We start from the raw sequence: 25,521 nt of genomic DNA on the forward strand, positions 1-25,521 counted from the left end.
CCGTACCCGATCGGATGAGCGACGAGGAGCAGCCGGCGGCGCGACGCGCGCCCGCCTGGCTGCTCCTCGTGGTGGTCGCCGCCGCGCTCGTGGTGTGCTGCTGTTCGACTGTCATCGGGCTGGCCGTCGCCGGCTCCGCCGGCCTGCTCGGCCGCTGACCGGTCAGGTGCTGCGCAGTTCCTCGACCGAGGTCGCGGCGCGCAGGAACAGCAGGCCGGCCACGACCGTGCACAGCACCGCCGCCAACCCGCTCGCCGCGAGCCAGGCCAGATGATCCCACGGTACGTCCGGCGGGACCGTCGTCTTCGGCACCCACTCGACGCGGATGTACGGCGCGGCGGTGGCCGGATCGCCGCACAGATCCGCACCGGCGTCGCAGAAGGTTCGCGCGAAGCCACCGTTCCTCGGCGCCGGCATGACGCCCCGGACCAGCAGGTAGCCGACGGTCAACGCGAGCCCGATCGCGGGTACGGCGGGGGCGAGCGCGGCCCAGAGCAGTGCCCGGCCGATGGTGGCTCGTGGCACGCCGGTCGCCACCTGCGCCGCGTACGCCCGTCGCCGGCTGGTGATGCCCTCGACCACCGCCACGAGCAGCCCACCGCCGGCGATCGCCATCGCCACCACGACCGCGAGGTCGACCAGGTCCATCGCGCCGAGGTAGAAGCCCGGGTCGGCCATTCCGGAACCGGTGCGGCGGGTCACCTCGGCCTGGGCCTGGAAGTCGGCACGCATCGCCGCGGCACCGGCGCCGAAGATCAGCGCGGCGAGCAGGGCGGCGAAGGTGCGGCTGCCGGCCCACGGGTCGGCGACCAGCCGGCGGGCGGCGAGCAGGGCGGCCGGGCCGCGTCCGTGCCGGTGCAGCAGCCGGCCGGTGTGGTACGAGATCCAGCCGGTGCCGGACACGACACCGATCGTCGCGGTCAGCCCGCCGACGACGAGCAACGTCGGCACCTGCCAGTCGGGTGCCACGGCGCCACGCCGCTCGTACCAGAGCAGGAGCGGGCGGATCGCGGCGAACATGGCCAGCGCGGCGAGGATGAGCACGCCCGGCCACGGCCAGGGCGCCCGGGTGCGGACCTTGCGCACGACGCCGAACGGGGTGGTGGTGACCCGCCGCAGCAGCAACGCGCTCACCAGCGCGGCGGCCAGCGGCAGGCCGAGCACGACGGCGGCCACCGCCATCGGCGCCGGGTGCACGTCGGTGGGCAGCGGCAGCCGCCCGTCCGCGTCGGGCCGGTGCAGCAGCCCGCGCCCGGCCAGGAAGACGGCTAGGCCGACGAGGGTGCCGATCAGACTCGCCACGCCGGTCTCGGCGACCGCGACCCGGGTGACCTGCCCGGGGGTGGCACCGGCCAGCCGGAGCGCGGCCAGCCGCCGGTCCCGGCCCGGCGCGCCGAGGCGGGCACACTGTCCGGCCAGGCCGAGGACCGGCACGCAGAGCAGCAGCAACGCGAACGCGACGCCGGGACGGAGGCCGGGTTCCCGCAGCAGGGCGTTCGTGTACTGGTCGGACTGCGTCCAGGCGTCGCCGGGCGGCTTCACCACCGACAGCACTGTCAGCGCGGCCAGCCCGGCCAGCGTCGCGAGCGCGGCGCTCAGCGCGGTGAGCACCACCCGGGCGACGTCGGTGCGGGTGCCGGCCAGCGCGAGCCGCAGCAGCGTGCCCGGTCTCACCGTGACCCACCCGGCAGCGCCGGGTCGAGCCCGAGCCCGGTGTGGTCGACCATGCCGTCGCGCAGGCTGACCTCCCGGTCCGCGTACGCGGCGATGCGCGGCTCGTGGGTCACCAGCACGACAGTGGTGCGCTGCTCGCGGGCCAGCCGGACGAGCTGGGTGAGCACCTGCTCGCCGGCCAGCGTGTCGAGCGCGCCGGTCGGCTCGTCAGCGAAGATCACCCGTGGTTCGGTGACGAGCGCCCGGGACAGCGCGCAGCGCTGCTGCTGCCCGCCGGACATCTCACCCGGCCGGGCGTCGGCGACGTCGGCCACCCCGAGCCGGTCCAGCCAGGAGAGCGCCGCGGTCCGCGCCGCTCGCCGCCCCGTGCCGGCGAGCAACAGCGGAAGCGCGACGTTCTCCGCGGCGGTCAGCTCGGCGACGAGCTGACCGAACTGGAACAGCACCCCGAATTCGGTACGGCGCAGCCGCGAGCGCGCCGCCTCCGACCACGTGTCGATCCGTTCTCCGCGCCAGGTGACCTGACCGGCGTCGGGGCGCAGGATGCCGGCGAGGCAGTGCAGCAGCGTGGACTTGCCACAGCCGCTCGGGCCGGTGACCGCGACGATCTCGCCTTCGGCCACGTCGAGCGTCACACCGCGCAGCGCGGGGGTGTGACCGTAGGCGCGGACCACTCCGCGCGCTTGCAGGAACGTCACGAGCGCACCTCCCGGTGCCAGTCGGCGACCCGGTCCAGGGTGGTGTGCAGCCACCGGAGATCGGCGTCGAGGTGGGCGATGGCGAAGTCGGCGGCGACCACCTCGTCGAGGCGGACGCCGGGGGTCGTCTTCAGCGCGGTCAGTTCGCGCAGGCGTTGCGTGTGCGCCTGCCGCTGGGCGATCAGGTAGGTGCGGGCCTGGCCGACGTCGGCCACCAGGAGTGCGACCACCACCTTGGCGAAGAGCGTGCTGGCCACGTACGGCATCGGCGGCTCGACGGTGCCGAGCCAGTGGTCCAGCGCCGCCCGCCCGTCGTCGGTGAGCGCGTAGGCGGTCCGGTCCGGACCGCCGTCCCGCTCCTGGCCGGTCGGCACGACCAGGCCGTCCCGGTGCAGGCGGGCCAGCGTGGCGTAGACCTGCCCGAAGGCGAGCGGCCGGGCCCGGGGCAGCCGCTCGTCGTGCGCACGCTTCAGCTCGTAGCCGTGGCGTGGCCCGGCGGCGAGCAGCCCGAGCAGGACGTGCTGAGTGGACACTCCCTTACTATTCGCTGAGTGAATAGCACTGTCAAGAACGGCCCGCGCGGGACAACGCGGGCCGTTCGGTTCAGCGGGCCCAGGCCGGGTCGCGGCCGGTCCGGCCGAGCAGCGCGTCCATGCCGTCCGGTGCCGCGCCGGTGGGCACCGGCGGGCCGAACGCGCCCATCTTCTGTCCCATGTCGCCCATCCGGTCCATGAACTCGTGCCCCGCCGCCACCACGGCCGGGTCCACTGCCAGTTCCTGGCCGGTGGCCCGGGCGAGGTCCCATCCGTGGACGGCGAGGTCGATCAGGGCCATCAAGCCGACCGTCTCCTGCGGCAGCCCCATCCCGGGCGAGACGCCATCCTGCGCGGCCGGGTCGGACCACGCCTCGGTCAGCCGGTCCGTCTCGGCAGCGAACCGCTCCCGCCAGCCGCCGGTCAGATGGTCGGCCTTGCCGGACCAGTCGACCTCCTCCCGGCGGGCCAGCGTCTGGAAGTTGACCACCACGTCGAACAGGTGGCCGAGCAGGTCGCGCACCGTGTAGCCGGGGCAGGGCGTGGGCAGACCCAGCTGGTCGTCGGAGATGCCGCGTACCACCGCCACCGTACGCGGCGCCGCGACGGCGAGCAGCTCACTAGTCTTCGTGCTCATAGGGGCAGCGTATGAGGGCGGTCTTGAAGAAATGCGACACGAACCGCGACGCGACAACCGGGGCATCCTCGATCCGGACCGGCTGCGCCGGCGGGTACGGTTCCGACGCCGGCTGCCCGCCCCGGCGCTGCGCCTGTGGGTCGAGCACTACTGGCTGATCGACTGGGACCTGGACGAGCCGTTCGAGCAACGGGTGGTGCCGCACCCGGCCGTGAACGTGGTGTTCCAGGCGCAGGAGGGCGCGCCCGAACAGGGCGAGATCGCCGGCGTCGACACCGGCCTGTTCGCCGTCACGCTGCACGGCGCCGGCCGGGTCTCCGGCGTCCAGTTCCGCCCGGGCGGTTTCCGGCCGTTCTGGCGGCGCCCGGTCGCCGAGTTGACCGGCCGGCGCGTACCGATCCCGGACGGGCCGGTCTGCCCGGGCACCGACGACGAGCGCTGCGCGAAACTGGACGCCCTGCTGACCTCGTGGTCGCCGGTCGCTGATCCGCTCGCCGCCGAGGCCACCGCCCTGGTCGAGGAGATCCGCGCCGACCGGACCGTGCTACGGGTCGCCGACTTCGCCCGGCGGCACGCCGTCTCCACCCGCCGGCTCCAGCGCCTCTTCCTGGACCACGTCGGCGTCGGTCCGAAGTGGGTGATCCGCCGCTACCGGCTCCAGGAGGCGATCGAACAGGCCGCCGCCGGGCCGCTCGACTGGTCGCGGGTCGCCGCCGATCTGGGGTACGCCGACCAGGCCCACCTGGTCCGCGAGTTCACCGCCGTCACCGGGGTCTCCCCCGCCGCGTACGCCCGCTCGCTGGCCGCCCTGCGCCAGTGAGGCGCGGTCCTCAGCCCGACCGCCGCGGTCTCCCGGTCTCCCGGACTTGCTCTGCACCCCCCGGCGCGCCGCTCTGCTCCCGCCCACGACCACCCGCCGCGCACCCATCAAGCAACCGGAGAGATCTTGGTACGAAAGTGCCCCCATAGGGGCCATTCCGTACCAAGATCTCGCAGTTGCCGATGGGCGCGGAACACGGTCAGCGGCGGCGGACCGCCACCACCGCCACGTCGTCCTGGATCTCCGGCGGCGCCAGCTCAACCAGCAGTCGCTGGCAGAACTCGTCCAGGTTGTCGTCGACCCGGGTGGCGGCCACGCCGAGCGCCGCCATGCCGTCGTCGATGGTGGCGTCCCGCCGTTCGATCAGCCCGTCGGTGTAGAGCACCAGCGTGGCCCCGGCGGGAAGCACGAACTCCAGATCCGGCGGGCGCTTCGCGCGCACCCCGAGCAGCGGCGCGGACTGCGCCACGAACTCGACCCGGCCGTCGCGGCTCAGCAACGCCGGCAGGTGCCCGGCGCTCGCCAGCCGGACCAGCCCCGTCGGCGGGTGGAGCAGCAGCACGCAGATGGTGGCCAGCTCGTTCGGCAGCAGGGTTCGCATCAGCTCGTTGACCCGGTCCAGGATCACCCCGGGCTGATGGCCCTCGACCGCGTACGCCCGCACCGCGTGTCGCAACTCGGCCATCACGGTTGCGGCGTGCAGCGAGTGCCCGGCCACGTCGCCGATCGCCACCAGGAGATGCCCGTCGAGCATCACCAGCTCGTAGAAGTCGCCGCCCACCTCGGTCTGCGCGCTCGCCGGCTCGTACCGGACGGCCAGGTCCAGGCCCACGACGTCGGGCAGCCGCTGCGGCAGCAGGCTGCGCTGCAACGTCACAGCGATCCGGTGCTCCTCGTCGAAGGACCGTTGCGCCTCCACCGCCGAGGCGACCGCCTGGGCGAGCTGCACCAGCACCGGCGTACGGACGGTCTGGGTGGCGGTCGGCACCACCACGTAGAGCGGGGCGCGGTCCTCCCGCAGCCGGGAGGCGGCAACCGTCACCGTGTCACCGTCCGGCCAGTCCGCCACCGCCCAGTTGGCCGGCTCGTCGACCCGCACCCGGGTGCCGATCGGCACGCCGGTGTCGTCCACCACCCACGGCACGATCCGGGCCGGCGTGTGCGGGTCGTCCGCCACCCCGGCCAGGCAGTCCCCGTCGAACGTCTCGGCGACCACCGCGGCCGGGGCCTTGAAGATCCGCGCCGCGCCGCTCGCGGCGGCCTCCAGCAGCCGGACGAAGTTCGGCGTCGCGTGCATCTCCACTGTGGCGTCGGCGAGCGCGGCCAGCCGTTCGGCGAGCTGCTCGGCACGCAGCCGGGCCTGGTAGTAGCGCAGCACCGCGTGGGCGGTGGCGACCAGTTCCTCCGGCTCGATCGGCTCGGCCAGGTAGGCGTCCGCGCCCCGGGTGAGACCCTGCGCCCGGTCCACCACGTCGACCGCGTGGGCGGAGACGTGGATGACCGGGATGTACGGGTACTCGTCCTTGATCCGCTCGCACACCTCGAAGCCGCTCATGTCGGGCAGCCGCACGTCGAGCACCACGAGGTCGATGTGTTCCCGGCCCACCCGCTCCAGCGCCGCCGTGCCGTTCTCCGCCTCGACGGTGACGAATCCGGCCCGGGTCAACCAGTTGACCAGCAGGTATCGCTTGGGGCCGCTGTCATCGACCACAAGCACGGTCACCGGCCCGCCGTCCACCGTCACGCTCCGCCCGCGGGGAGGACCACTGTGAACCTGCTGCCCCGGCCGGGTTCGCTGGTGAGCTCCAGCGTCCCGCCGAGCAGCGTGATCAGCCGGCGCGCGTACGGCAGGCCGAGCCCGGTGCCACCGACCCGGGTCGTGCCGGGCACCTGGTAGAACTCCTCGAAGACCCGTTCGTGCAGCTCCGGCGGGATGCCCACACCGGTGTCGGTGACCGAGAGCGTCCACTGGTCGCCCTGACGTTCGGCCCGCAGGCGCACCTCGCCGCGCTCGGTGAACTTCAGCCCGTTGTGCAGCAGGTTGCGCAGCACCTGGGCGAGCAGCACCTCGTCCGAGCGCAGCGTCGCCTGAGCCGGCGGTTCCTCCACCACCAGCTCCACCTCGGGGCGCGCGGCCAGCGCCCGCAGCGTGCCGCGCAACTGCCCGAACACCGCGCGCAGATCGACGTCGGACCAGTCCGGCTCGATCCGGCCCGACTCCGCCTTGGCCAGGTCGAGCAGCTCGTTGACCAGCCCCAGCAGGTCGCCCGCCGAGGATCGGATCAGCCCCACCTGACGGGCCTGTTCGCCGGTGAGCGGGTCGGAGGCGGAGTCGGCGAGCAGCCGGGCCAGGCCGATGATCGCGGTGACCGGGGCGCGCAGCTCGTGGCTGACGTTCGCCAGGAAGCGGCTCTTCGACTCGCTGGCGGACCGCAGTTGGGCGGACTTCTCGTCCAGCTCGGCGTAGAGCGCCACCACGCCGCGGTTGGTCTCCTCCAGCTCCTCGGTGAGCTGGTTGTAGAGCGCCATCACACCACGGTTGGTCTCCTGAAGCTCGGAGTTGAGCACCGCCAGCTCGTCGCGCTGGCTGCGCACCTCGTCGAGGGCGGTGATGAGCTGCGCGTTCTGGGCGGCCAACTCGTCAAGCGCGGAACCCGGCGCCCGCTCGGCCAGCTCGGCGCGCAGCTCGGCGGCGCGCTCCACCGTCAGCTCCTCGCTGTTGTCGGGCACTCGTCGGGACATCCTCACGACCGTATCGCCATCGACAGCCACCACCCGCAACGTGTCCACCAGTCGCGCGACGGCGCCGGACTGCGGCTCGTACCGCCCGCCGGGGAGCGGACGCAGCGGCGACAGGTCCACCTGGAGGACCCGGCGGCCGACGGCGTCGCGGTCGAGGGCGAACGTGACGTCCGCGCCGTCGACACCGTGCAGCAGCTCCCGGGCCACCTCGCTCAGCGCGGTGGCGATCCGTACCTGGTCCTGGTGTTCCAGCCCGACCGCCGCGGCCACCTCCCGGCCGCGCTGCCGGACCAGGAAGATGTCCTGCTCCACCCGGAGCGCGAGGTGCAGGAGGGGTTCGGTCATGCCGCCCCCCGGGCCACCAGGACGCAGGCGTCGTCGCGTCGGACACCGGCGTCACGCAGCAGGGTCGCGGCGGCCAGCAGCGGGTTGCGGCCGGCGAGCCCGGGATAGTCGTCCAGATCCCAGCGATCCACCACCCCGTCACTGTGCATGACCACTGTGGCGTCGCGCGAGAAGGGGTAGTCGTATCCCCGGATCGCCGGACGCTGGTGCCCGGCGATGCCCGGCAGCGAGACCAGCCCGCGCCGCCGCTCGCCCGGCGCGACGATCATCGCGGCGATGTTGCCAAGCCCGGCGTAGCGGAGCACTCCGGCGGCCGGATCAAGCTCGGCCACGGCGAGCGCGGCGCCCCGGGTGTGCGAGATGGTGGCGTGCAGGTGGCGCACCACGACGTCCGGCGGCCCGTCCGGCGCCGAACGGAACGCGGACACGGCCGCGCCGGTCGCGGCGGCGGCGAGCGGCCCGTGTCCCAGTCCGTCGGAGACCAGCACCTGCCGCCGGCCGTCCAGCTGGCGGACCGCGTACCCGTCGCCGCTGGTCTGCTCGCCGGTGATCGGCCGGGCCAGCCCGGCGGCCCAGTCCGGCTCGGGCGGCGCGTCGTCCCAGACCTGGACGACCAGGACGGTGCCCCGGCCCGGCGACGAGTAGCCGTCGAACCGGCTCGACTGCCGGGTGATCGCGCCGAGACCGATGCCGAGCGTGCCGGCTGTGGAGTGGCCGTCGACGGAGGAGAGCGTGAGGTCGGCCATGCCGGGGCCGGAGTCGATGGCCACCAGTTCCACCCCGGCCCGCTCGCCCCGGCGGGCCGGACGCATCAGGAGCGTGCCCTCGCGGGCGTGCTTGACCAGGTTGCTGGTGATCTCGGCGGTGACGATGGCCAGGTCCGCGACGCGCGGCGCGCTCAGTTCGAGCTGCCGGCCGAGGCGTTCGGCCGCCCGGCGTACGCTGCCGGCTGTCGCGCCGGTGTCGACCCGGAACCAGATGCCGTGGTCAGGTACCACGTCGGAGATCATCGCGACCACTTGGTGACGGTGATCCGCGTCCCCTCGCCGACAGCCGTCCGGATGTCGAAGTCGTCGACGAGCCGGCGGGCGCCGCTCAGCCCCAGGCCGAGCCCGCCGCCTGTGGTGTAGCCGTCGGTGAGCGCCAGGTCGAGGTCGGGGATGCCCGGTCCCTCGTCGGCGAAGACGATCCGCACGCCGCGCCGCCGACCGTCGGACACGGTGCTCACCTCGGCGCTGCCCCCACCGCCGTAGATCAGCGTGTTGCGGGCCAGCTCGCTGGCGGCGGTGACGAGCTTCGTCTGGTCGACCAGGGAGAGCCGGGTCGCGACGGCTGTGGTACGCACCAACTGCCGGACCCGCACCACGTCCTCGTCGCTGCGGATCGCCTGCGTCGCCGGCACACCCAGGTCGACGCCCACGGTCATGCCGTCGCCGTCGTCTCGGTGTCCTCGTCGTCGGCCGCCTCGTCCCACTCGTCGGGACGGCTGGCCGCGATCAGCTCCATGCCGCGCTCGACGTTCAGCGCGGTACGGATGCCGTTGAGCGACAGCCCCAGCTCGACGAGCGTGATGGCGACGGCCGGACGCATGCCGACCACCACCGTCTCGGCGTCCAGCACCTTCGAGATGGACGCGATGGTCGACAGCATCCGGCCGACGAAGGAGTCGACGATGTCCAGCGCCGTGATGTCGATGATCACGCCGTGGCAGCCGGTGGCGACGATCCGCTCGGCCAGGTCCTCCTGCAGCTGGATCGCCGTCTGGTCGGACATGTCGACCTGGATGGAGACCAGCAGGATGTCGCCGATCTTGAGGATCGGCACCCGTTCCATCAGGACTCCCGGCGCGGGCGGCGGGCGGTGGTCTCGACCCCGGTCAGGCGCAGCACGTGGCGCAGCGCGTCGGCGAGGCTCGCCTTGGTGGCGATGTCACCGAACTCGATGCCGAGGGCCACGATCGTCTGGGCGATCTGCGGGCGGATGCCGGAGATGATGCAGTCGGCGCCCATCAGCCGGGCGGCCACCACGGTCTTGAGGATGTGCTGGGCGACCTGAGTGTCGACCGCCGGCACGCCGGTGATGTCGATGATCGCGTAGGGCGAGCCGGTGTCGACCAGCGTCTGGAGCAGTCGCTCCATCACGACCTGGGCGCGGGCCGAGTCCAGCGTCCCGACCAGCGGGACGGCGACCACGCCCTCCCAGAGCTTGACCACCGGGGTGGACAGCTCCAGCAGTTGCTCCGCCTGGTCGGCGATCAGGCTCTCGCGGGCCCGGACGAACGTCTCGAACGTGAACAGCCCCATCTGGTCGACCAGCGCGGAGAAGGCGACGAAGTCGCGCAGGGCGTCGGTGCCCTTCTCGTCCTCCAGCACCTCCAGCAGGGTGTCCTTGAGCGCGAACACGCTGATCGCGGTCTCGGTCGCGGAGAACCCCTGCCGGGCCCGGTTTGTGGACAGCTCGGACAGCACCGCCCGCAGCTCACCGCCGTGCTCGTCGGCCAGGTCGGAGACACCGTGCTGACCGGCCTCGACCAGCGCCCGGTGCAGTTCCTGGACCTGCCGGGCCAGCTCGGCCCGGCTCAGGCGACCGCGCAGCGAACTCGCGACGATCTCCGTCCAGCGGTTGGTCAGCCGATCCGCGTGCTGACTGAGCAGGTGGGCGAGCCGACCACCCTGTTCGGCGCTCATCGCCATGCTGACCTCCCTGATTTGGACGGGCGGACTCTATCACCGGAGCCTGACGCGCTACTTGTCGCAGAGCAAAGAATGATCGGCCGCACCTGTGACCGCTCCCGTTCTGCGCGACGCGCCCGTCGTGGGATACCGTTTCCCCCGAACACAGGAGGTCGACGAATGTCCTTGACGGTGCACACGGAACAACGCGGCGACGTGGTCGTCGTGTCGGTCGCGGGCGAGCTGGACATGGCCACGGCACCGCAGCTCCAGGACCAGATCACGGATCTGCTGGACAAGGGGCGCAGCCGCCTCGTCTTCGACCTGGCCGAGGTCTCGTTCTGCGACTCCACCGGCCTGTCGGTGTTCGTCCGGGCGAAGAACAACTGCGACGAGGCCGGTGGCGTGGTCCGGCTGGCCGCCCCGCAGCGCGGCGTGCTGCGCATCCTCGAGGTCAGCGGCCTGGTCGAGGTGCTGCACACGTACCCGACGGTGGAGCAGGCCGTCGCGGGCGATCCCACCCCGGCCTCCTCCTGACCGATCCCGCTCAGCGCTCGTCCTCGATGTAGCGGGGACGGGCGATCACCATGCCCGCAGCCGTCTGCACGGCCAGCGCCACCAGCAGGAAACCGATCGGGGCGGTCCAGCCGCCGGTCGCCTCGTAGAGGATGCCCACCAGCAGCGGCCCGAGCGCGGCGATGACGTACCCGGTGCTCTGCGCGAACGCGGACAGCGCCACGGTGCCCTCGGCGGTCCGGGCGCGCAGCCCGATCGTGGTCAGGATGAGCGGGAACGCGCCCTGGCCGAGCGCCAGCAGCAGCACCCACAGCGGTGCCAGGCCGTGCGGGGCGAGCGCCAGACCGGTGTACGCGGCGGCGGAGAACACAGTCAGCGACAGCACCAGCGGGCGCAGCGTGGCCAGCCGGCCGGCCAGCGCCGGCATCATCAGCGCCACCGGCACGCCCAACGCGGTCACGCCGGCGAGCAGCAGCCCGGCTGTCTCCGGCCGGTATCCGGCGTCCCGGAACAACTGGGCCAGCCAGCCCATGATCGCGTACCCGCTGAGCGACTGCGCCCCGAAGTAGACAGCCATGGCCCAGCCGAGCCGGGTCCGGCCCGGCTGCACCCGGGCCGGGGCAGCGACCGCCACCGCCGGGGGCGCGGCCCGTCGCGCGGCGCGGGCCCGCAGCGCCAGCGGCACCCACGGGAGTACGGCCAGCGCGGCCAGCCCGGCCCAGATGCCGAGTCCGGCCCGCCAGGAGCCGAACGCGTGCGCCACCGGCACGGCGGAGGCGGCGGCCACCGTCGTGCCCACCGTCAGGGCCATCGTGTACGCCCCGGTGACCAGTCCGGTGCGGTGCGGGAAGTGCTGCTTGACGAGCATCGGCAGCAGGATGTTCGCCACCGCGATGCCGGCCAGCGCGAGCGCGCTGGTCAGCACGAAGATCGCCGCCGAGCCGGTGACCGCGCGCAGCACCTGCCCGACGGTGAGCGCCAGCATGGCCAGCACCAGCACCCGGGGCGCGGCCCAGCGGCGGACCAGCCACGGGGTGAGCGCGCCCAGCCCGGCGAACGCGATGGTGGGCAGGGTGGTGACCAGGCCGGCCATCGCGCCGGACAGCCCCAGCCCGACCCGGATCTCGTCGAGCAGGGCGCCGAGGCTGGTCACCGCGGCCCGCAGGTTCAGCGCGACGAGCAGCATCCCGGCGAGCACGAGCAGGCCGCCCCGGACCGGACCGGCCGCCGGGGCGGGGGCCGGCGCGGATGCGGCACCCGGCGTGGGCACTGCCGCGGCGGGCGCAGTTGGCGGAGTCATGACCTCGAACCTACAATCATGGGATGAATTTCGGCACGAGGTGTAACCCGTGACACCCGCCCGGGATTCCGTCACCGTGCCGCCCCGCGGTCACCGGGTCCGGCAGACGATCGAAGCGCTCCGGGAACGGATCCTCGGCGGCGAGTGGCCGGTGGGCGGGCGCATCCCCACCGAGCCGCAGCTGGTCGCCGCGCTCGGCGTCGGGCGGAACACCGTCCGCGAGGCGGTCCGGGCGCTCGTGCACGCCGGGGTGCTGGAGTGCCGGCAGGGCTCCGGCACGTACGTGGTGTCGACTGACGAGCTGGCACCAGTGGTGGCCCGCCGCCTCACCGACGACCGGATGACCGAGGTGGTCGAGGTCCGGCGCGCGTTCGAGGTGGAGGCCGCCCGGCTCGCCGCGCTGAGGCGTACCCCCGACGACCTGGCGGCGCTCGACGGCGCGCTCGCGGCCCGCGAGGCCGCCTGGCGCGGCGGCCGGGTGGACGAGTTCGTCGAGGCGGACGCCGCGCTGCACACGGTCGTGGTGACGGCCGCGCACAACGCCATGCTGGCCGAGCTGTACGCCTCGGTCGGTGCCGCGCTGCGCAGCACTGTGGCCCAGGCGATGGGCGAGGCGCTGACCCCGGAGCGGTACGTGGATCACGGCCGGCTGGTCGAGGCGATCCGGGCCGGCGACCCGCAGCGGGCGGCGATCGAGGCCGGTGCTTTTCTCGAAGGGCCCGCCGGGGCATAGGTTGTCCCCGACGCAGACTCATCAGGGCACGGGAGTACGGATGCTCAAGGGCTTCAAAGACTTCATCATGCGCGGCAACGTCGTCGACCTCGCGGTCGGTGTCGTCATCGGCGCCGCGTTCACAGGCGTGGTGACCCAGCTCACCAAGTCGTTCCTGGAACCGCTGGTACGCGTGTTCATCGCGCTGATCACGGGCAGCAAGGACGGCCTCAGCGGATCGACCCCGAAGTTCCGGGGCATCCCGTTCGACTGGGTGGCCTTCGTCAACGCGGCGATCACGTTCGTGCTCACCGCGGCGGCGCTGTACTTCCTCGTCGTCTACCCGATGAACAAGCTCGCCGAGCGGCGCAAGCGTGGCGAGGAGCCGCCGCCCTCGGCCCCGAGCGAGGAGGTCAAGCTGCTCACCGAGATCCGGGACGCGTTGCTCGCCGGCAACCACGGCACGCCCGGCCAGCGCAGCGCCCTGGACGACGTGCTCGGCCGCCGGCAGGAGCCGCCCGCGCCGCGCTGACGCCATAGCCGATCGGCCCCCGCGACGATCTCGCGGGGGCCGACGTGCATCGAACACATGTTCGATAGAGTCCGGGCATGGAGCAGCGCAGGCACTGGTGGAACGGGAAATGGGGACGCCTCGCCCGGCGCGACGTCTTCCTCCGGGTGGACGGCGACCGCTGGCACGTGGAGCAGCGGGCCGGCGGCGCCGAGGGGGTCTCCCGGTTCTACGAGCACGCCAGCGTGGAGGAGGCCGAGGAGACGGTCCGGGCGCTGCTGGACGGCACCGACACCTGGCGCGAGCTGTCCCCCCGTCCGCCGGGCGGCTGGGCCCCGTCCGTTTAGCGCCCGCGCGCCCCGGGAACCGCTTCCGCATGAGCCAGCAGCAGGACACCGTCTCCCGGGTCACCACCGGCATGCGCGTGGTCGACTCCGCAGGCGTCGAGGTGGGCACAGTCGATCTCGTGCAGCGTGGCGACCCGGCCGCGGTGACCGTGCAGGCACCCGCACCTGTCGACCCGGGCAGCAGCCTGGACGAGCTGATCGAGTCGGCGGCGGTCGACGAGCCGGACGTACCGGCCGACCTGGCCGCCCGGCTGCTGCGCGACGGCTACCTCAAGGTCTCCACCGAGCTGGTCCGCACCGGCGCGGTCTACGTGCTGGCCGACCGGATCGCCGCGGTGAGCGACGGCGCGGTACGCCTCACCGTCCCGGTCGCGGAGCTACCCGCCGAGGAGTGACCAGCCGGGCCGAATGCGCCGTTTCGACGGCTCTGCGCGTCGAGGCGGCCGCGCTCGGGGTACGGCCTAGGCTCGTCGGGTGCTGCTGACCTATGTGGACGAGTCGTACACCGATCGCTGGTACTGGATCGGCGCGCTTCTGGTCCCGGAGGCCGTGGCCATCCCGCTCAGCACCGCACTCGACGAGGTGATGACGGACGCGGCCAAGGCGTACGGCATCGATCGAGCCGCCGAACTCCACGGGTACGACCTGTTCCAGGGGCGGATGTCCTGGGCGGGCGTGCCGCCACGCGCCCGGATCGCCGTCTACAACGCAGCGCTCAAGGCGATCGGCACGTACGACGTCACAGTCATCCTGCGCGGTGTCGACCGGCACGGTCTCGCCCGGCGCTACGGGCTCACCCGCCCCGCTCACGAGGTGGTGCTGTCACACCTGCTGGAACGGGTGGACGGGTACGCGGCGATGCGGGACGAGCTGGCCCTGGTGATCGCGGACGAGGTCGACAACCCCGCCACCCACCGCTCGGACCTGACCCGATACCGGGTCGACGGAACCGGAGGCTACCGTTCCCGGCGGCTCAACCGGATCGTGGACACCCTGCACTTCGCCCCGTCGCACGCCTCCCGGCTGGTGCAGGCCGTCGACCTGGTCACCTTCCTGTTCCGCAGGATGGCGAGCGGGGCGGGCGCGGACCCTCGGGAGGCGACGACGAACACGCGGTTGTGGTCCTGGGTCGAACCGCGCCGATACCACTCCTGGTGCTGGCATCCGACCGGACGGCCGACGCACGAAGGGCCCGCTTGAAAGCGGGCCCTAAGGCGGTTGCGGGAACCCTCACGGGCCTCCTGCGCACTCCAGGTTAACAGTTCGTCACCCGGTCCGGCCGGAAAGCGACGGGGCGGATTCGGTCCGGGGCGGCTCGACCGGCGAGGGTGCGGCCCAGCGGCGGAACAGCAGCAGCATCAGCCACCCCGCGACCAGTCCCCAGAACGCGCCGCCCACCCCGAGCAGGCTCACCCCGGAGGCGGTGACCACGAACGTCACCACCGCCGCCTCCCGCGCGCCCGGCTGGGCGACCGCCGCCGTGACCGCGCCGGCGAGCGCGCCGAGCAGGGCGAGCCCGGCGACGGCCTCGACGAGCACCGGCGGAGAGAGCAGCACCAGGGCGGTGGCCACGCCGGCGCCCATGCCGAGCAGGGCCAGGCCGATCCCGGCGGTGACCGAGGCGATCCAGCGCCGTTCCGGGTCAGGGTGGGCGTCCGGTCCGGCGGCCAGGGCGGCGGTGATCGCTGCGAGGTTCACCGCGTGGCCGCCCGCCGGGGCGCCGAGGGCGGTGGCGAGGCCGGTCACCCGCAGCGCCGAGCCCAGCGGGGCGCGGTAGCCGTACCCGGCGAGCACAGCGGTGCCGGGCACGTTCTGGGCGGCCATGGTGACCAGGAACAGCGGCAGCGCGAGCCCGACGACTGCGGGCAGCGTCCAGGCCGGCGCGGTGAGCGCGACGACGGGTGCGGCGTCCAGCCGGGCCGGCCCGGAGGTGGTGAGCGCGATCGCGACCACTGCCACGGCGAGCGCGCCGGGCACCGCCCAGCGGCGGGCGAACCGGTGCAGCAGCAGCCAGACCAGCACCACCGGCCCGGCCAGCCGGGGCACCTCGACCAGGGCGCGTACCGGTGCCGTACACAACGGCAGCAGCACCCCGGCGAGCATGGCGGAGGCGATCGGGCCGGGGATCGCGGCGACCGCGCGGCCGAGCGCGGGGATCAGCCCGGCCGCGATGATCAGCAGCCCGGCGACCAGGAAGGCGCCGACGGCGGCGGGCCAGCCGCCGGGGACCGGCCCGGTGGCCACGAGCAGCGCCGCGCCCGGCGTGGACCAGGCGATGGCGAGCGGCAGCCGGTGCCGCAGGCCGAGCCAGACCGCGCAGGCGCCGCAGGCGACGCAGAGCGCGAGCAGGCCGGAGGCGGCCTGGTCCGGGTCGGCGCCGACCGCGCGCAGCCCGGCCAGGACGACTGTGAACGAGCTGGCGAAGCCGACCAGGGCGGTCACCACGCCGGCCAGGACGGGTTGGAGCCGACCGCCCATGCCCACCTCCTCCGGCCGTTCCGTTTACGGAACGGCACGGTGTAGCACGATAGCCCCCATGACAGCCGCCGCACCAGCCGACGACCGGGGCGCCCAGGAGGTGGGCCGGCGCATCCGCTCGCTCCGTACCGAGCGGGGCATCTCCCTGTCCGAGCTGGCCCGCCTCGCGGGCGTCGGCAAGGCCACGCTCTCCGGCCTGGAGAACGGCGTGCGCAACCCCCGGCTGGAGACCCTGTACGCGATCACCGCGCAGCTCGGCGTACCGCTGACCGCCGTACTCTCCCCGCCCGGCGAGACGCCGACCGTACGCGGCACGGCGGTCGGGGCCACGCTGCTTGAGGTGTTCGACGACAGGGAGGCGACCTACGAGCTGTACCGGATGCGGGTCGGCCCGGGTCCGGCGCAGCTCTCCCCGGCTCACTCCGGCGGCGTCACAGAGCACGTGACGATCTTCTCCGGGGTGCTGCGCGCCGGCCCGGCCGACGCCCCGCTGACCGCCGGTCCCGGGGGCTACCTGCGGTGGACCTCCGACGTGCCGCACGTCTATGCGGTGGTGGGCGAGGAGGAGGTCCACGCGAGCCTTCTGCTGCGTTATCCTCGTCCGTCCACACCGGACAGTTGACGCATACCCAGGATGCAAGCGGATGACATTTCTTTCAGTAGACCCGCCAGCGCGTGCAGACGCGGAGCCGTTCTTCTTGGCAAGCTTGTCGTCATGACGCTCATCCTCCGCTCGGCCATCCTCAACGACGTCGGCCTCGTCCGGACCAACAACGAGGACTCCGCCCTCGCCGGTGACCGCCTCGTGGCGGTGGCCGACGGCATGGGCGGGCTCCCCGCCGGCGAGGTGGCCAGCGAGATCGTCATCCGGATCCTGGACGAGCTGACGCCGCCCACCGGCGCCGACGAGGCGGCCGACGCGCTGCGCGCCGTGGTGAGCACCGCGAACCAGCGCATCCGCGCGGCCATCACGGTGGACCCGGCCCGCGACGGCATGGGTACCACGCTGACCGCCGCCCTGCTCGCCGGGGACACCCTGGTCCTGGCGCAGGTCGGCGACTCCCGCTGCTACCTGCTGCGCGACCACGAGCTGACCCAGCTCACCCGCGACGACACGTTCGTGCAGGCGCTCGTCGACCAGGGTGCGCTCTCCCGCGACCAGGCCCGGCACCACCCCCAGCGCTCCCTGGTCACCCGCGCGGTGCAGGGCTCCGACGCGCCACCCGCCGTCGGCGCGCTCACCGTCTTTCCCGGCGACCGGCTGCTGCTGTGCAGCGACGGCCTCTCCGACTACGTGGAGGACGCCGCCATCGCGGCGGCGCTCGCCACCTACGGCGACCGCCAGCAGTGCGGCGAGCAACTGGTGAAACTGGCCCACCAGGCCGGCGCACCGGACAACGTGACGGTGGTCATCTCGGACGTCACCGAGGCGTGAGCGGCCGCCCTTTCCGGTTGCGGACCACGGCGGGTGCGGTTGGGATGAACGGATGCACATTCGCCGGCTGGCCGCCGATGAACGACTGACCACCAGCTTCCCGCTCCAGGCGTACGCGTTCGAGTCCTCGCCGATGGGCGCCACCCGGACCGACCAGTTCCGCGCCTACCTGCCGTACAACGCCGGGAACACGACTCTGGTGGCAGAGGAGGGCGGGGTCACCGCGGCGGCCGTGTCGGCGATACCGATGCGGCAGAACCTGCGCGGCGCGGTGCTGCCGATGGCCGGTGTCGCCGGTGTGGCCACCCATCCGCTGGCCCGCCGGCGCGGCCACGTCCGCACGCTGATGCGGCAGCTCCTCGACGACATGCGCGACGAGGGCCACCAGCTCACCGCGCTGCACCCGTTCCGCGCCTCGTTCTACGAGCGCTTCGGCTACATCGGGCTGCCCCGGCGGCGTACCGCGATCTTCGACCCGGCGGACCTGGCGCCGCTGCTGCGCGCCGAACTGCCCGACGAGCTGGTCTGGGAGCGGATCGGCGCGGGGTATCCGAGGTGGCGCGCGTACACCGAGCGGTGCCTGCGCGAGCGGCACGGCTTCGCGGTCTTCCCGGACTTCCGGGCGGTCGGGCTGCGCGACCGGGACGACCGCTGGCTGGTGAGCGTGGTGCGCGGCGGGAAGACGGTCGGCGCGGTCACCTACCGGATCGACGACCATGCCGGCACGCTGCTCGCCGACGACCTGCTCGTCGACGACCCGTACGCCCGCGCGTCGGTGCTCCAGTTCTTCGCCCGGCACGTCGACCAGGTGGCGCGGATCAGCGTGCAGGTGACCCCCGACGAACTGCCCGAGCTGTGGCTCACCGACCTCGACGTGCGGGTGGAGGCGCGGGTGGCCCGGCCCGACCCGACCGCGCCGATGGCCCGGCTGCTCAGCCTGGAGGCGCTGGCCGAACAGCCGGTCGGGGCCGGCCGGGTGCTGGTCGAGGTGGTCGCCGACAGGTGGCTCGCCGGCCGGCACCTGCTCGACGGCACCACCGGCAAGCTCGCGGTGCTGCCGGCCTCCACCGCCGCCGAGGGCAGCGTGCCGACCGCGCGGCTCACCGCCGCCGGTCTGTCCGCCCTGGCGTACGGCGTGCTCGACCCGGCCGAGGTGGTCGTACGCGGGCTCGGTGAGGTTCCGGTGGACGCGGCCGGTGAGCTGCGACGGCTCTTCCCCCGGGAGCTGCCGCACCTGTTCGCCGACTTCTGACCCGGTTGGCGGCACGCGCCCGGGGGTAGGGTGCAGCGCGTGCCGGAGTGGCTGGAAGCGGGATTCTGGGGCCTGCTCGCCGGGTCGGCCCTGCTGATCGGGGCGGCCGTCGGGTTCTTCGCGCGCGTACCGCGCCCGGTGACCGCCTCGGTGATGGCGTTCGGGGCGGGCGTGCTGCTCTCCGCCGTGTCGTTCGAGCTGATCGACGAGGCGCACGAGCAGGGCGGCCTGCTGCCGGTGGCGATCGGCGCGGCGGCCGGCGCGCTCGCGTACACCGGGGCGAACGTGCTGCTGGCCCGGCACGGCGCCCGGCACCGCAAGCGTTCCGGCGACGAGCAGCCGTCCGAGCGGGAACAGCCCGGCTCGGGCAGCGCCATCGCGGTCGGCGCGCTGCTCGACGGCGTACCCGAGTCGGTGGTGATCGGCGCGAGCCTGCTGGCCGGCGGCCCGGTCAGCCTGGTCACCGTCATCGCGGTGTTCCTCAGCAACGTGCCGGAAGGGCTTTCCAGCGCGGCCGGCATGCGGCTGGCCGGGCGCACCCGGCGCTACGTGTTCGGGCTGTGGACGGCCATCGCGTTGATCTCCGGTGCGGCGGCGCTGGCCGGGTACACGCTGCTCGGCGGCGCACCGCCGGAGGTGCTGGCGACGATCACCGCGCTCGCCGCCGGCGCGATCCTGGCGATGATCACCGACACCATGGTCCCGGAGGCGTTCGCCGACGCGCACCTGCTGGTCGGGTTGATCACCGTGCTCGGTTTCCTGGTCGCGTTCGCGCTCTCGCACGCCTGACCGGCCCGCCCGGCACCCGGCTGATCATGAAGTTGGCCGCCTCGCCCGCGCGCCTCGCACCCCGCCCTCTTCAGCCCGTGATCAAGGAGTTTGTGTCACCCAAGGAGATCAACTAGGACGCGAACTCCTTGATCATCGGGGCGCGGGCGGGGTGGGGGTGGGGTGGGTCAGTAGGGGTTGGGGTGGCCGGGGAGGTGGCCCCGGGTCAGGGCGGCGGGGCGACCGGGGAGCGCCGGGTCCGGGGACAGCGGCGGGGAGTCGGTGCCGGCCCGGTTGGCCATACCGGCGAACAACTCCTTCAGGGCGGTCACCGTGTCGACGGCCGGGGCCCAGCCGAGTTCGGTCTCGGCGCGGTAGCTGGACATCAGCGGCACGTTCAGCGCCAGGTCGACCCAGCCGGTGTCGACCGGTTGCAGCCGCGCCCGCCAGGTGACCGCCGCCGCGGCGCGCAGCACCGGGGTCGCCACCGGCAGCGTCCAGCCGTGGAAGTGCCGGGCCACCAGCTCCGGCGTCAGCACCGGGTCGGCCGCCACGTTGAAGGCGCCGCTCGCGTCCCCCAGAACCGCCCGGGCGTACGCGTCCGCCACGTCGTCGGCGTGCACCGCCTGCATCCGGAGTCGCCGGTTCGCCGGCACCAGCGGAATCCGGCCGTACCGCAGCAGGCGCACCGGCACCAGCGGGCCGAGGAAGTAGCGGCTGATCTCCGTACCGGCTTCCCGCTGGAAGATCAGTCCGGGCCGCAGGCGTACCACGCGCAGCCTGGGGTGCTCCCGTTGCACGCCGTCGAGTAGTGCCTCCACCTCCGCCTTGTCCCGGCTGTACGACGACGTGTCCACCCCGGTCGCCGGCCAGTTCTCGCTGACCGGGTGGTTCTTCGGGCCGGGCGCGTAGGTGCCGACGGATGAGGCGTACACCAGGGCCGGAACGCCGACCCGGACGGCGGCTTCGATCACCGCGCGGCTGCCGCCGACGTTGGTCCGGTAGAGCGTGCGCCGGTCGTGGCTGGGCTGGATCTGCCAGGCCAGGTGCACTACCGCCCGCGCCCCGGCGAAGATCCGGACGAGCTGGTCGGCGGCGCCCGGTGCGCCGATGTCGCACGAGTGCCACTCGACGTCGTCGTACGGTTCACCGGCGTCCGGCCCGGGCAGCCGGCGGGCCACGCCGACCAGTTCGGTGCCCGCCTCCCGCCGCAGCCGGCGCAGCACCGCCGTCCCCACGTTGCCGGTCGCCCCCACGATCACGATGCGCATGGTCGTGCCGTACCCACTGGATCGGGCAGCAACCGCTCACGGACGGGGGTTCGTGCGTACCCAGCCCTTCTCGCGGTCGCGGCGGCCCACCGTGGCGGCCAGGCAGCGCGGGCAGAGCCAGCCTTCCGGGTCGGCCTCGGTGAGCACAACCCCTGGGGTACGCGGGCCGAGCGCGTACTCCCGTGGTGGTAGCCCGGTCGACGACTCCGGGACGACGACCGGCGGCGGTGCGCGTCCATACGCTGCCGCCGTCACCACTTGCCACGACCCCGAGGAGTCCCAGATGCCGATCCGTCACCTGCTCGCCACCGCAGTCGTCGGGGAGTTCGCCCCGGCCGCGCACACCACGCTCGCCACCGGGGGCATCGGCGGCTCCGGCCGGGTCGGGGCCACTGTCTTCGCCGTGGTTGCCCTGGCCAGCGTGGTCGTCGGCGGGCTGGCGCTGAGCCGGTCCGGTCGCGGGGCGGGCGAGGGCCGCGTCCAGGCCCTGGTGGCTGCCGCGGCGGGAGTGGTCGGCCTGGTCCTCAGCGCGTGGCACCTGGCGCTGACCACCGAGGGTCTCGGCAGCGGGCAGGGCCGCGCCGGTGCGGTCGCCGGGGTGGCGTTCGGGCTGATCGGTGCGGTGCTGGGCGGGCTGGCGCTGGCCCGTTCCCGGCGTACCGTCTGACCGGCTGCTCGTCCGTCCCGGCTGCTCCTTCAGGAGGCGGTGAGCCAGCCGGGCACGGTGAGCCCCGACTCGTACGCGAGCACGACGAGCTGGGCCCGGTCCCGTACCCGCGTCTTGGTCATGATCCGGCTGACGTGCGTCTTCGCGGTGGCCGGGCTCAGCACCAGGCGGGCCGCGATCTCGTCGTTCGACAGGCCGGCGGCGACCAGGGCGAGCACTTCCCGCTCCCGTTCGGTCAGCGCGTTCAGCCGGGGGCCCGGGTCCGGGTGCCGCGTGCGGGCGGCGAACTCGGCGATCAGCCGGCGGGTGACGGCCGGGGCGATCAACGCGTCGCCCCGGGCCACCACCCGTACGCCGTGGATCAGCTCCGCCGGCTCGGTGTCCTTGACCAGGAAGCCGCTCGCGCCGGCCCGCAACGCGCCGTAGACATAGTCGTCCAGGTCGAACGTGGTCAGGATGATCACCCGGGCGTCGGTGCCGGCGACGATCTCCCGGGTGGCGGCGAGCCCGTCCAGCAGCGGCATCCGGATGTCCATGAGAACGACGTCCGGCCGCACTTCCCGCGCCAGCCGTACCGCCGTGGCGCCGTCTGCGGCCTCGCCCACCACCTCGATGCCGTCCTCGCCGTCGAGGATGGAGCGGAAGCCGGCGCGCACCAAAGTCTGGTCGTCGGCGAGCAGCAACCGGATCACGTCGTCTCCCCCCGTTCCCCTCGCGGCGCCGGGACCGGCAGCGGGACGGGCCGCAGCGGCAGACGGGCCCGCACCAGGAACCCGCCGTCCGGCCCCGGCCCGGTGGCGAGCGAACCGCCCAGCGCCCGGGCCCGCTCGTCCATGCCGAGGACCCCGGTCCCGTTCCCGGTTGTGGTGTCGGGCAGGCCCGTCGGACCGGCGCCGTCGTCCGCCACCTCCACCACCACCTCGTCGCCGTCCGGCACGACCCGGACCACCGCCGTGCTCGCGCCCGCGTGACGGCTCACGTTTGTGAGCGCCTCCTGGACGATCCGGTACGCGGACAGGTCCACCTCCGGCGGGAGCGGCCCGGTCTCCGTCACCTCGGTACGCACCGCCAGCCCGCAGCGCTCCGCCGCCGTGACGAGCTCGTCGAGACGGTCGAGGCCGGGCGCGGGCCGGCTCGGCGTCGTACCTTCCTGCCGGAGCACGCCGAGCGCCGCCCGCAGCTCACGCAGCGTCTCCCGGCTCGTCTGCTTGATCACGGCGAGCGCCTCCGCTGACCGCTCCGGATCGGGCCGGTGCAACGCGGCGCTCGCCTGCACGCTGATCAGCGAGAGGTGGTGGCCGAGCAGGTCGTGCAGCTCGCGGGCGATGCGCAGCCGCTCCTCGGTGGCCCGGTGACGGGCCTCCTCCTCCTTGCGCTGCTCCGCTGCGAGCACGCGCGCCTGCACCTCGGCGAGATAGGCCCGCCGGTTACGGGTCACGCCGACGATGACCGCGACGAGCCACCCTGCGTGCAGCAACGTCGCCCCGTTCCCGCCGACACCGGTCCGGGTGTAGCTGTCGGCGACCGCGAAGGAGACGACAGAGGCCAGACCGAGCCCCACCGCGACAGCGAGGTGCCCCTCGTCGACGACCGTGTACAGCGCCACGACGAACACCAGCATGATCGGCCCGGGGCGGTGCAGCAGAGCCCCGTACGCGGCCACCGCGGCCAGCGCCACCGCGCCCACCGACACCGGGTATCGCCGGCGCAGGTAGAGCGCGGCGGAGGAGGCGAGGACGACAAGCAGCGCCACGATCTCGGCTGTGGTGTCGATGCCCTCCGACTGCACGATCAGGCCGAACAGGGCGACCAGGGCGACGGCGGGCACCAGTGCGGCTTCCGCTTTGAGGCCGTGTCGGCGCCAGCTCGACATTGCCGAAGCGTAGCGGTTCGCGGACGCAGCGGAGGGTCCCGAAGTGGGGCCGTGGCGGGCCGGAGGATGGTCGGGAGGGTCGATGAGCGACGCACGCCGGGCTGATCGGCTTCGGGTAACCTGTGCGTGCGGGCCGCTAGCTCAATGGCAGAGCTGTGGACTTTTAATCCATAGGTTCAGGGTTCGAGTCCCTGGCGGCCCACTCCGTTCCAGCTCAGCGGCCCTTTGCAGGGCCGCTGTCTTTGTCAGCACGCCTCGTACAGCAGCGAAGTACAGCAGTAGCGCCTCACCGGTCCAGTGCGCTGCCAAGCCGCTTGAGGGCGTCGCGGGTGGCCGCCGAGGACACCACCGTGTAGATCTCCATGGTGATGGCGAACTGCGCGTGCCGGAGGATCTGCATCGCCACCCGAGGGTGCACGTCCAGGTCCGCAAGGAGCGAGGCGCAGGTCCGCCGGGCATCCCTGACGGTGATCCGCCGGACTCCGGCCGCGTCACAGCGCCGGTCCCAGAAGCGGTTGAAGTTGCGCGGCTCGACTGGCCGCCCGTAGCGGGTGGTGAAGATTTGATCTGAGGGCTGCCAGGCGGGACCGGCGGCATCCCGGGCGGCACTCTTCGCGGTGCGGCGGCGAGCGCCACGGTGCAGATGTCCGGCAGCGGCAGGGTTGCGGCCGAGGCGACCGTCTTCGTCTCCTGGTGCAGCAGTTCGACACCGACGAGCAAGGGCTGATGGCCTGCTATAAAATTATCAACCGTTGCTCGCCGAGGCAACATTCCAGCCAAGTAGCGCGGCGGCGCTAGCGAATTGGCTAGCGCCGCCGCAATTATCATTCGCAGATTGGCTAGCTTGAGCTAACCTAGCAAACCCGAGTCGGCGAAAGCTCCACCTTGGTCACCCTGATACCGTTGGGATACCACACCGTGGAGTCGTTGCAGAACACATCCCGCTCGCCGCTGCTATAGGTGATGTATCCGGACCAAGCTACGCTCGAAAAGCTGCCCGCATCCTTATTGAACGGGTAGTAGGTACCGGTGCAGCTGAACGTAGATTTAGTTCCGTCCTTGTACCTAAGTACTGCTTGTACGCTGCTGGGCTGGCAACTCTGCACTCTGGCCTGCGCCGGGGCTGCGGCAACTAGGGAACTGGCGGCGACAGTGGCAGTGGCAAGAAACGTCAACGCTACTGCCTTATTAGTGTCAAGCAACTTCTTTGCCCGCATCTTCATAACACTAACCCCCGCCGGGTCTCGTTGAGTGATTGTGGCGAATATATGGCATCTGCCTCTCGCTTGCAAGAGGGCAACTGTCAGTAACCATGCGTGGCAGCATCAAGGACCGAGGTGGCGATGGATTGCGCCGCTCGTCGAGTCCGCTCACGCGCACTCACGTTGCGTGAGGTGCGCCGAAATCTCGCCACTCTGGAACAAGGGCCTCGACGCATCGTGAGTGGCTGAGTGGCGCGTGGGGAGATGGCCCGACACCGCACGCTTCCTTAACCGTGTCCGCTGGACACCAGAGGCCGCCGACTGCGACGAGGGGATCCGCTCGGGGCGCGAAGGGGCACAAGACGCCGTCAAACGTCGGCCACCATCCGGCAGCGGCAGAAACCCACGACAAGGCGCGGCCAGCGTGCCGACGGCAGCCGGCACTCCGATCAAAGCTTGCGGAGCTGATCGGCGCAGCGCTCTGGGCACTTCCACCTCGACGAGCGCGGAGGAAACGAGCGGTACGTCGTCGTGATCGTTGAGCCAGGAGACAAGGTCCACGCTGCACACCTCCTGCCGAACCAGCTTGACGACGGCAGCTGAAGCGAAATAGATCAGCAGCGTCTCTCGTCACGCATCGCAGCGAGCGGGGCGGCCACATCCACACTCTCGTCACCGAGCTTTGGTGCGAGTGGAACAGAGCCGCCGACGGTGGGGGCGACAGCTCGCCCGGCCGCTACCAACTTGACCAAGACCGACCGGTCATCGCCAACGGGGACAATTCGGGCGATCGGTCGGCCACGGTCGGTGATCTCGACGGTCTCGCCGCCACTCACCCGAGCCAACACCTGGCTCGTGTTCTGGTTCAGCTCCCGGACCCCGATGCGTTCCATGGCTATCAGTGTCGAACAACGTGTTCTACGGTTCGAGCTTCTGGCGTCGGCCGCGCTTCCTGTTCGCTGACCAGAAAGTTCCGCGAGCCCTGGGCCACGGCGACCGACTGGCGCTGACGGGCCTAGAGAAGGACGGAATTGTCCGCTTCTGATCCCCGCCGCGTGGGTCGCGAAC

Annotated in this window: 31 protein-coding genes, 1 tRNA gene and 1 pseudogene; 15 read left to right on the forward strand and 18 right to left on the reverse strand. The window is 72.8% G+C overall.

From position 1 onward, the window contains the following. The first annotated feature begins 14 nt into the window (after nt 1-14). Nucleotides 15-158 (forward strand): hypothetical protein, encoded by a 144-nt coding sequence (locus tag AB0B20_RS05095; RefSeq protein ID WP_167796966.1) that lies wholly within the window; start codon nt 15-17, stop codon nt 156-158. A gap of 4 nt (nt 159-162) precedes the next feature. Here AB0B20_RS05095 and AB0B20_RS05100 read toward each other — a convergent pair whose 3' ends face one another. The 4 genes from AB0B20_RS05100 to AB0B20_RS05115 form a co-directional block, all read right to left on the reverse strand. Beyond that, nucleotides 163-1,674 (reverse strand): FtsX-like permease family protein, encoded by a 1,512-nt coding sequence (locus tag AB0B20_RS05100; protein ID WP_357468265.1) that lies wholly within the window; start codon nt 1,672-1,674, stop codon nt 163-165. Beyond that, complete coding sequence (locus AB0B20_RS05105) at nt 1,671-2,372, reverse strand: ABC transporter ATP-binding protein (RefSeq protein ID WP_357386782.1); 702 nt, start codon at nt 2,370-2,372, stop codon at nt 1,671-1,673. Before AB0B20_RS05105 ends, AB0B20_RS05100 begins: the two co-directional genes overlap by 4 nt. Further along, the gene (locus tag AB0B20_RS05110) at nt 2,369-2,905 is read right to left on the reverse strand and encodes a PadR family transcriptional regulator (RefSeq protein WP_357386780.1); all 537 of its coding nucleotides are present in this window, start codon (nt 2,903-2,905) and stop codon (nt 2,369-2,371) included. The genes AB0B20_RS05105 and AB0B20_RS05110 overlap by 4 nt, the downstream gene beginning before the upstream one ends. 70 nt (nt 2,906-2,975) lie before the next feature. After that, entirely contained in the window at nt 2,976-3,542 is a 567-nt protein-coding gene (locus tag AB0B20_RS05115) for a TIGR03086 family metal-binding protein (protein ID WP_357386778.1), read from the reverse strand. 31 nt (nt 3,543-3,573) lie between these two features. Here AB0B20_RS05115 and AB0B20_RS05120 point away from each other — a divergent pair, with 31 nt between their 5' ends. Then, entirely contained in the window at nt 3,574-4,362 is a 789-nt protein-coding gene (locus AB0B20_RS05120; protein WP_357468268.1) for an AraC family transcriptional regulator, read from the forward strand. Between the two features lie 199 nt (nt 4,363-4,561). On the opposite strand, the gene AB0B20_RS05125 is transcribed toward AB0B20_RS05120, so the two are convergent. The 6 genes from AB0B20_RS05125 to AB0B20_RS05150 are packed head-to-tail and all read right to left on the reverse strand — an operon-like array spanning nt 4,562 to nt 10,142. Further along, on the reverse strand, nt 4,562-6,100 hold the full coding sequence (locus tag AB0B20_RS05125) for a SpoIIE family protein phosphatase (RefSeq protein WP_357386774.1): 1,539 nt from the start codon (nt 6,098-6,100) through the stop codon (nt 4,562-4,564). A 2-nt stretch (nt 6,101-6,102) separates the two neighbouring features. Continuing rightward, nucleotides 6,103-7,449 carry a sensor histidine kinase gene (locus AB0B20_RS05130; protein WP_357386772.1) on the reverse strand — a complete coding sequence of 449 codons (1,347 nt, stop codon included), beginning with the start codon at nt 7,447-7,449 and terminating at the stop codon, nt 6,103-6,105. Next, nucleotides 7,446-8,459 (reverse strand): SpoIIE family protein phosphatase, encoded by a 1,014-nt coding sequence (locus tag AB0B20_RS05135; protein WP_357468271.1) that lies wholly within the window; start codon nt 8,457-8,459, stop codon nt 7,446-7,448. The genes AB0B20_RS05130 and AB0B20_RS05135 overlap by 4 nt, the downstream gene beginning before the upstream one ends. Continuing rightward, nucleotides 8,456-8,875: an ATP-binding protein gene (locus tag AB0B20_RS05140; RefSeq protein ID WP_357386768.1), complete on the reverse strand. Its 420-nt coding sequence runs from the start codon at nt 8,873-8,875 to the stop codon at nt 8,456-8,458. The genes AB0B20_RS05135 and AB0B20_RS05140 overlap by 4 nt, the downstream gene beginning before the upstream one ends. Next, complete coding sequence (locus AB0B20_RS05145; RefSeq protein ID WP_357386766.1) at nt 8,872-9,282, reverse strand: STAS domain-containing protein; 411 nt, start codon at nt 9,280-9,282, stop codon at nt 8,872-8,874. Before AB0B20_RS05145 ends, AB0B20_RS05140 begins: the two co-directional genes overlap by 4 nt. After that, entirely contained in the window at nt 9,282-10,142 is an 861-nt protein-coding gene (locus AB0B20_RS05150) for an STAS domain-containing protein (protein WP_357468276.1), read from the reverse strand. Before AB0B20_RS05150 ends, AB0B20_RS05145 begins: the two co-directional genes overlap by 1 nt. 159 nt (nt 10,143-10,301) lie before the next feature. Between AB0B20_RS05150 and AB0B20_RS05155 the strand changes: the two genes are divergently transcribed. Continuing rightward, nucleotides 10,302-10,658: an STAS domain-containing protein gene (locus AB0B20_RS05155; RefSeq protein ID WP_018789120.1), complete on the forward strand. Its 357-nt coding sequence runs from the start codon at nt 10,302-10,304 to the stop codon at nt 10,656-10,658. A gap of 10 nt (nt 10,659-10,668) precedes the next feature. On the opposite strand, the gene AB0B20_RS05160 is transcribed toward AB0B20_RS05155, so the two are convergent. Beyond that, nucleotides 10,669-11,937 (reverse strand): MFS transporter, encoded by a 1,269-nt coding sequence (locus AB0B20_RS05160; protein WP_357386762.1) that lies wholly within the window; start codon nt 11,935-11,937, stop codon nt 10,669-10,671. A 49-nt stretch (nt 11,938-11,986) separates the two neighbouring features. Between AB0B20_RS05160 and AB0B20_RS05165 the strand changes: the two genes are divergently transcribed. The 5 genes from AB0B20_RS05165 to AB0B20_RS05185 all read left to right on the forward strand — a co-directional run bounded on the left by AB0B20_RS05165 (nt 11,987) and on the right by AB0B20_RS05185 (nt 14,707). Further along, entirely contained in the window at nt 11,987-12,670 is a 684-nt protein-coding gene (locus AB0B20_RS05165) for an FCD domain-containing protein (protein WP_357468279.1), read from the forward strand. Nucleotides 12,671-12,710: 40 nt separating this feature from the next. Next, nucleotides 12,711-13,181, forward strand: a complete 471-nt coding sequence (gene mscL, locus AB0B20_RS05170) for a large conductance mechanosensitive channel protein MscL (protein ID WP_187690944.1) — start codon at nt 12,711-12,713, stop codon at nt 13,179-13,181. A gap of 77 nt (nt 13,182-13,258) precedes the next feature. Further along, complete coding sequence (locus AB0B20_RS05175) at nt 13,259-13,507, forward strand: hypothetical protein (RefSeq protein WP_026268772.1); 249 nt, start codon at nt 13,259-13,261, stop codon at nt 13,505-13,507. A gap of 29 nt (nt 13,508-13,536) precedes the next feature. After that, complete coding sequence (locus AB0B20_RS05180) at nt 13,537-13,902, forward strand: hypothetical protein (RefSeq protein ID WP_357386757.1); 366 nt, start codon at nt 13,537-13,539, stop codon at nt 13,900-13,902. Between the two features lie 79 nt (nt 13,903-13,981). Next, on the forward strand, nt 13,982-14,707 hold the full coding sequence (locus AB0B20_RS05185; RefSeq protein WP_357468282.1) for a DUF3800 domain-containing protein: 726 nt from the start codon (nt 13,982-13,984) through the stop codon (nt 14,705-14,707). Between the two features lie 66 nt (nt 14,708-14,773). On the opposite strand, the gene AB0B20_RS05190 is transcribed toward AB0B20_RS05185, so the two are convergent. Beyond that, on the reverse strand, nt 14,774-15,985 hold the full coding sequence (locus AB0B20_RS05190; protein ID WP_357468285.1) for a benzoate/H(+) symporter BenE family transporter: 1,212 nt from the start codon (nt 15,983-15,985) through the stop codon (nt 14,774-14,776). A 58-nt stretch (nt 15,986-16,043) separates the two neighbouring features. Here AB0B20_RS05190 and AB0B20_RS05195 point away from each other — a divergent pair, with 58 nt between their 5' ends. From AB0B20_RS05195 to AB0B20_RS05210, 4 genes are all read left to right on the forward strand, one after another. Continuing rightward, a complete protein-coding gene (locus tag AB0B20_RS05195) occupies nt 16,044-16,607 on the forward strand; it encodes an XRE family transcriptional regulator (RefSeq protein WP_357468289.1) in 564 nt (187 codons plus the stop codon). A gap of 93 nt (nt 16,608-16,700) precedes the next feature. Then, on the forward strand, nt 16,701-17,420 hold the full coding sequence (locus AB0B20_RS05200; RefSeq protein ID WP_013283512.1) for a protein phosphatase 2C domain-containing protein: 720 nt from the start codon (nt 16,701-16,703) through the stop codon (nt 17,418-17,420). Between the two features lie 52 nt (nt 17,421-17,472). Further along, nucleotides 17,473-18,672: a GNAT family N-acetyltransferase gene (locus AB0B20_RS05205; RefSeq protein WP_357468293.1), complete on the forward strand. Its 1,200-nt coding sequence runs from the start codon at nt 17,473-17,475 to the stop codon at nt 18,670-18,672. 39 nt (nt 18,673-18,711) lie between these two features. Next, entirely contained in the window at nt 18,712-19,461 is a 750-nt protein-coding gene (locus tag AB0B20_RS05210) for a ZIP family zinc transporter (protein WP_357386749.1), read from the forward strand. Between the two features lie 167 nt (nt 19,462-19,628). Here the strand turns inward: AB0B20_RS05210 and AB0B20_RS05215 are convergent, their stop codons facing one another. Together AB0B20_RS05215 and AB0B20_RS05220 are read right to left on the reverse strand one after the other, a co-directional pair. After that, on the reverse strand, nt 19,629-20,711 hold the full coding sequence (locus AB0B20_RS05215; protein ID WP_357390795.1) for an NAD-dependent epimerase/dehydratase family protein: 1,083 nt from the start codon (nt 20,709-20,711) through the stop codon (nt 19,629-19,631). A 36-nt stretch (nt 20,712-20,747) separates the two neighbouring features. Beyond that, nucleotides 20,748-20,969, reverse strand: a complete 222-nt coding sequence (locus tag AB0B20_RS05220) for a hypothetical protein (RefSeq protein ID WP_357390793.1) — start codon at nt 20,967-20,969, stop codon at nt 20,748-20,750. 25 nt (nt 20,970-20,994) lie between these two features. Between AB0B20_RS05220 and AB0B20_RS05225 the strand changes: the two genes are divergently transcribed. Next, nucleotides 20,995-21,378, forward strand: coding sequence for a DUF6223 family protein (locus tag AB0B20_RS05225; RefSeq protein ID WP_357468296.1), 384 nt, complete (start codon nt 20,995-20,997; stop codon nt 21,376-21,378). 29 nt (nt 21,379-21,407) lie between these two features. On the opposite strand, the gene AB0B20_RS05230 is transcribed toward AB0B20_RS05225, so the two are convergent. Both AB0B20_RS05230 and AB0B20_RS05235 read right to left on the reverse strand, forming a co-directional pair. After that, nucleotides 21,408-22,070: a response regulator transcription factor gene (locus tag AB0B20_RS05230; protein ID WP_357468299.1), complete on the reverse strand. Its 663-nt coding sequence runs from the start codon at nt 22,068-22,070 to the stop codon at nt 21,408-21,410. After that, nucleotides 22,067-23,251 carry a sensor histidine kinase gene (locus AB0B20_RS05235; RefSeq protein ID WP_357468303.1) on the reverse strand — a complete coding sequence of 395 codons (1,185 nt, stop codon included), beginning with the start codon at nt 23,249-23,251 and terminating at the stop codon, nt 22,067-22,069. The genes AB0B20_RS05230 and AB0B20_RS05235 overlap by 4 nt, the downstream gene beginning before the upstream one ends. Before the next feature lie 130 nt (nt 23,252-23,381). Here AB0B20_RS05235 and AB0B20_RS05240 point away from each other — a divergent pair. Next, a tRNA-Lys gene (locus AB0B20_RS05240) sits at nt 23,382-23,453 on the forward strand. Nucleotides 23,454-23,537: 84 nt separating this feature from the next. Here the strand turns inward: AB0B20_RS05240 and AB0B20_RS05245 are convergent. After that, nucleotides 23,538-23,956, reverse strand: a pseudogene (locus AB0B20_RS05245) (tyrosine-type recombinase/integrase); the annotation flags it as partial. A 1,111-nt stretch (nt 23,957-25,067) separates the two neighbouring features. Beyond that, nucleotides 25,068-25,346 carry a type II toxin-antitoxin system prevent-host-death family antitoxin gene (locus tag AB0B20_RS05250; protein ID WP_357468306.1) on the reverse strand — a complete coding sequence of 93 codons (279 nt, stop codon included), beginning with the start codon at nt 25,344-25,346 and terminating at the stop codon, nt 25,068-25,070. Between the two features lie 8 nt (nt 25,347-25,354). Here AB0B20_RS05250 and AB0B20_RS05255 point away from each other — a divergent pair, with 8 nt between their 5' ends. Next, nucleotides 25,355-25,498, forward strand: a complete 144-nt coding sequence (locus AB0B20_RS05255; RefSeq protein ID WP_357468309.1) for a hypothetical protein — start codon at nt 25,355-25,357, stop codon at nt 25,496-25,498. Nucleotides 25,499-25,521 lie beyond the last annotated feature (23 nt).

The sequence above is a fragment of the Micromonospora sp. NPDC049151 genome, from assembly GCF_040648395.1.
In the GTDB taxonomy this organism is placed as follows: Bacteria; Actinomycetota; Actinomycetes; order Mycobacteriales; family Micromonosporaceae; genus Micromonospora.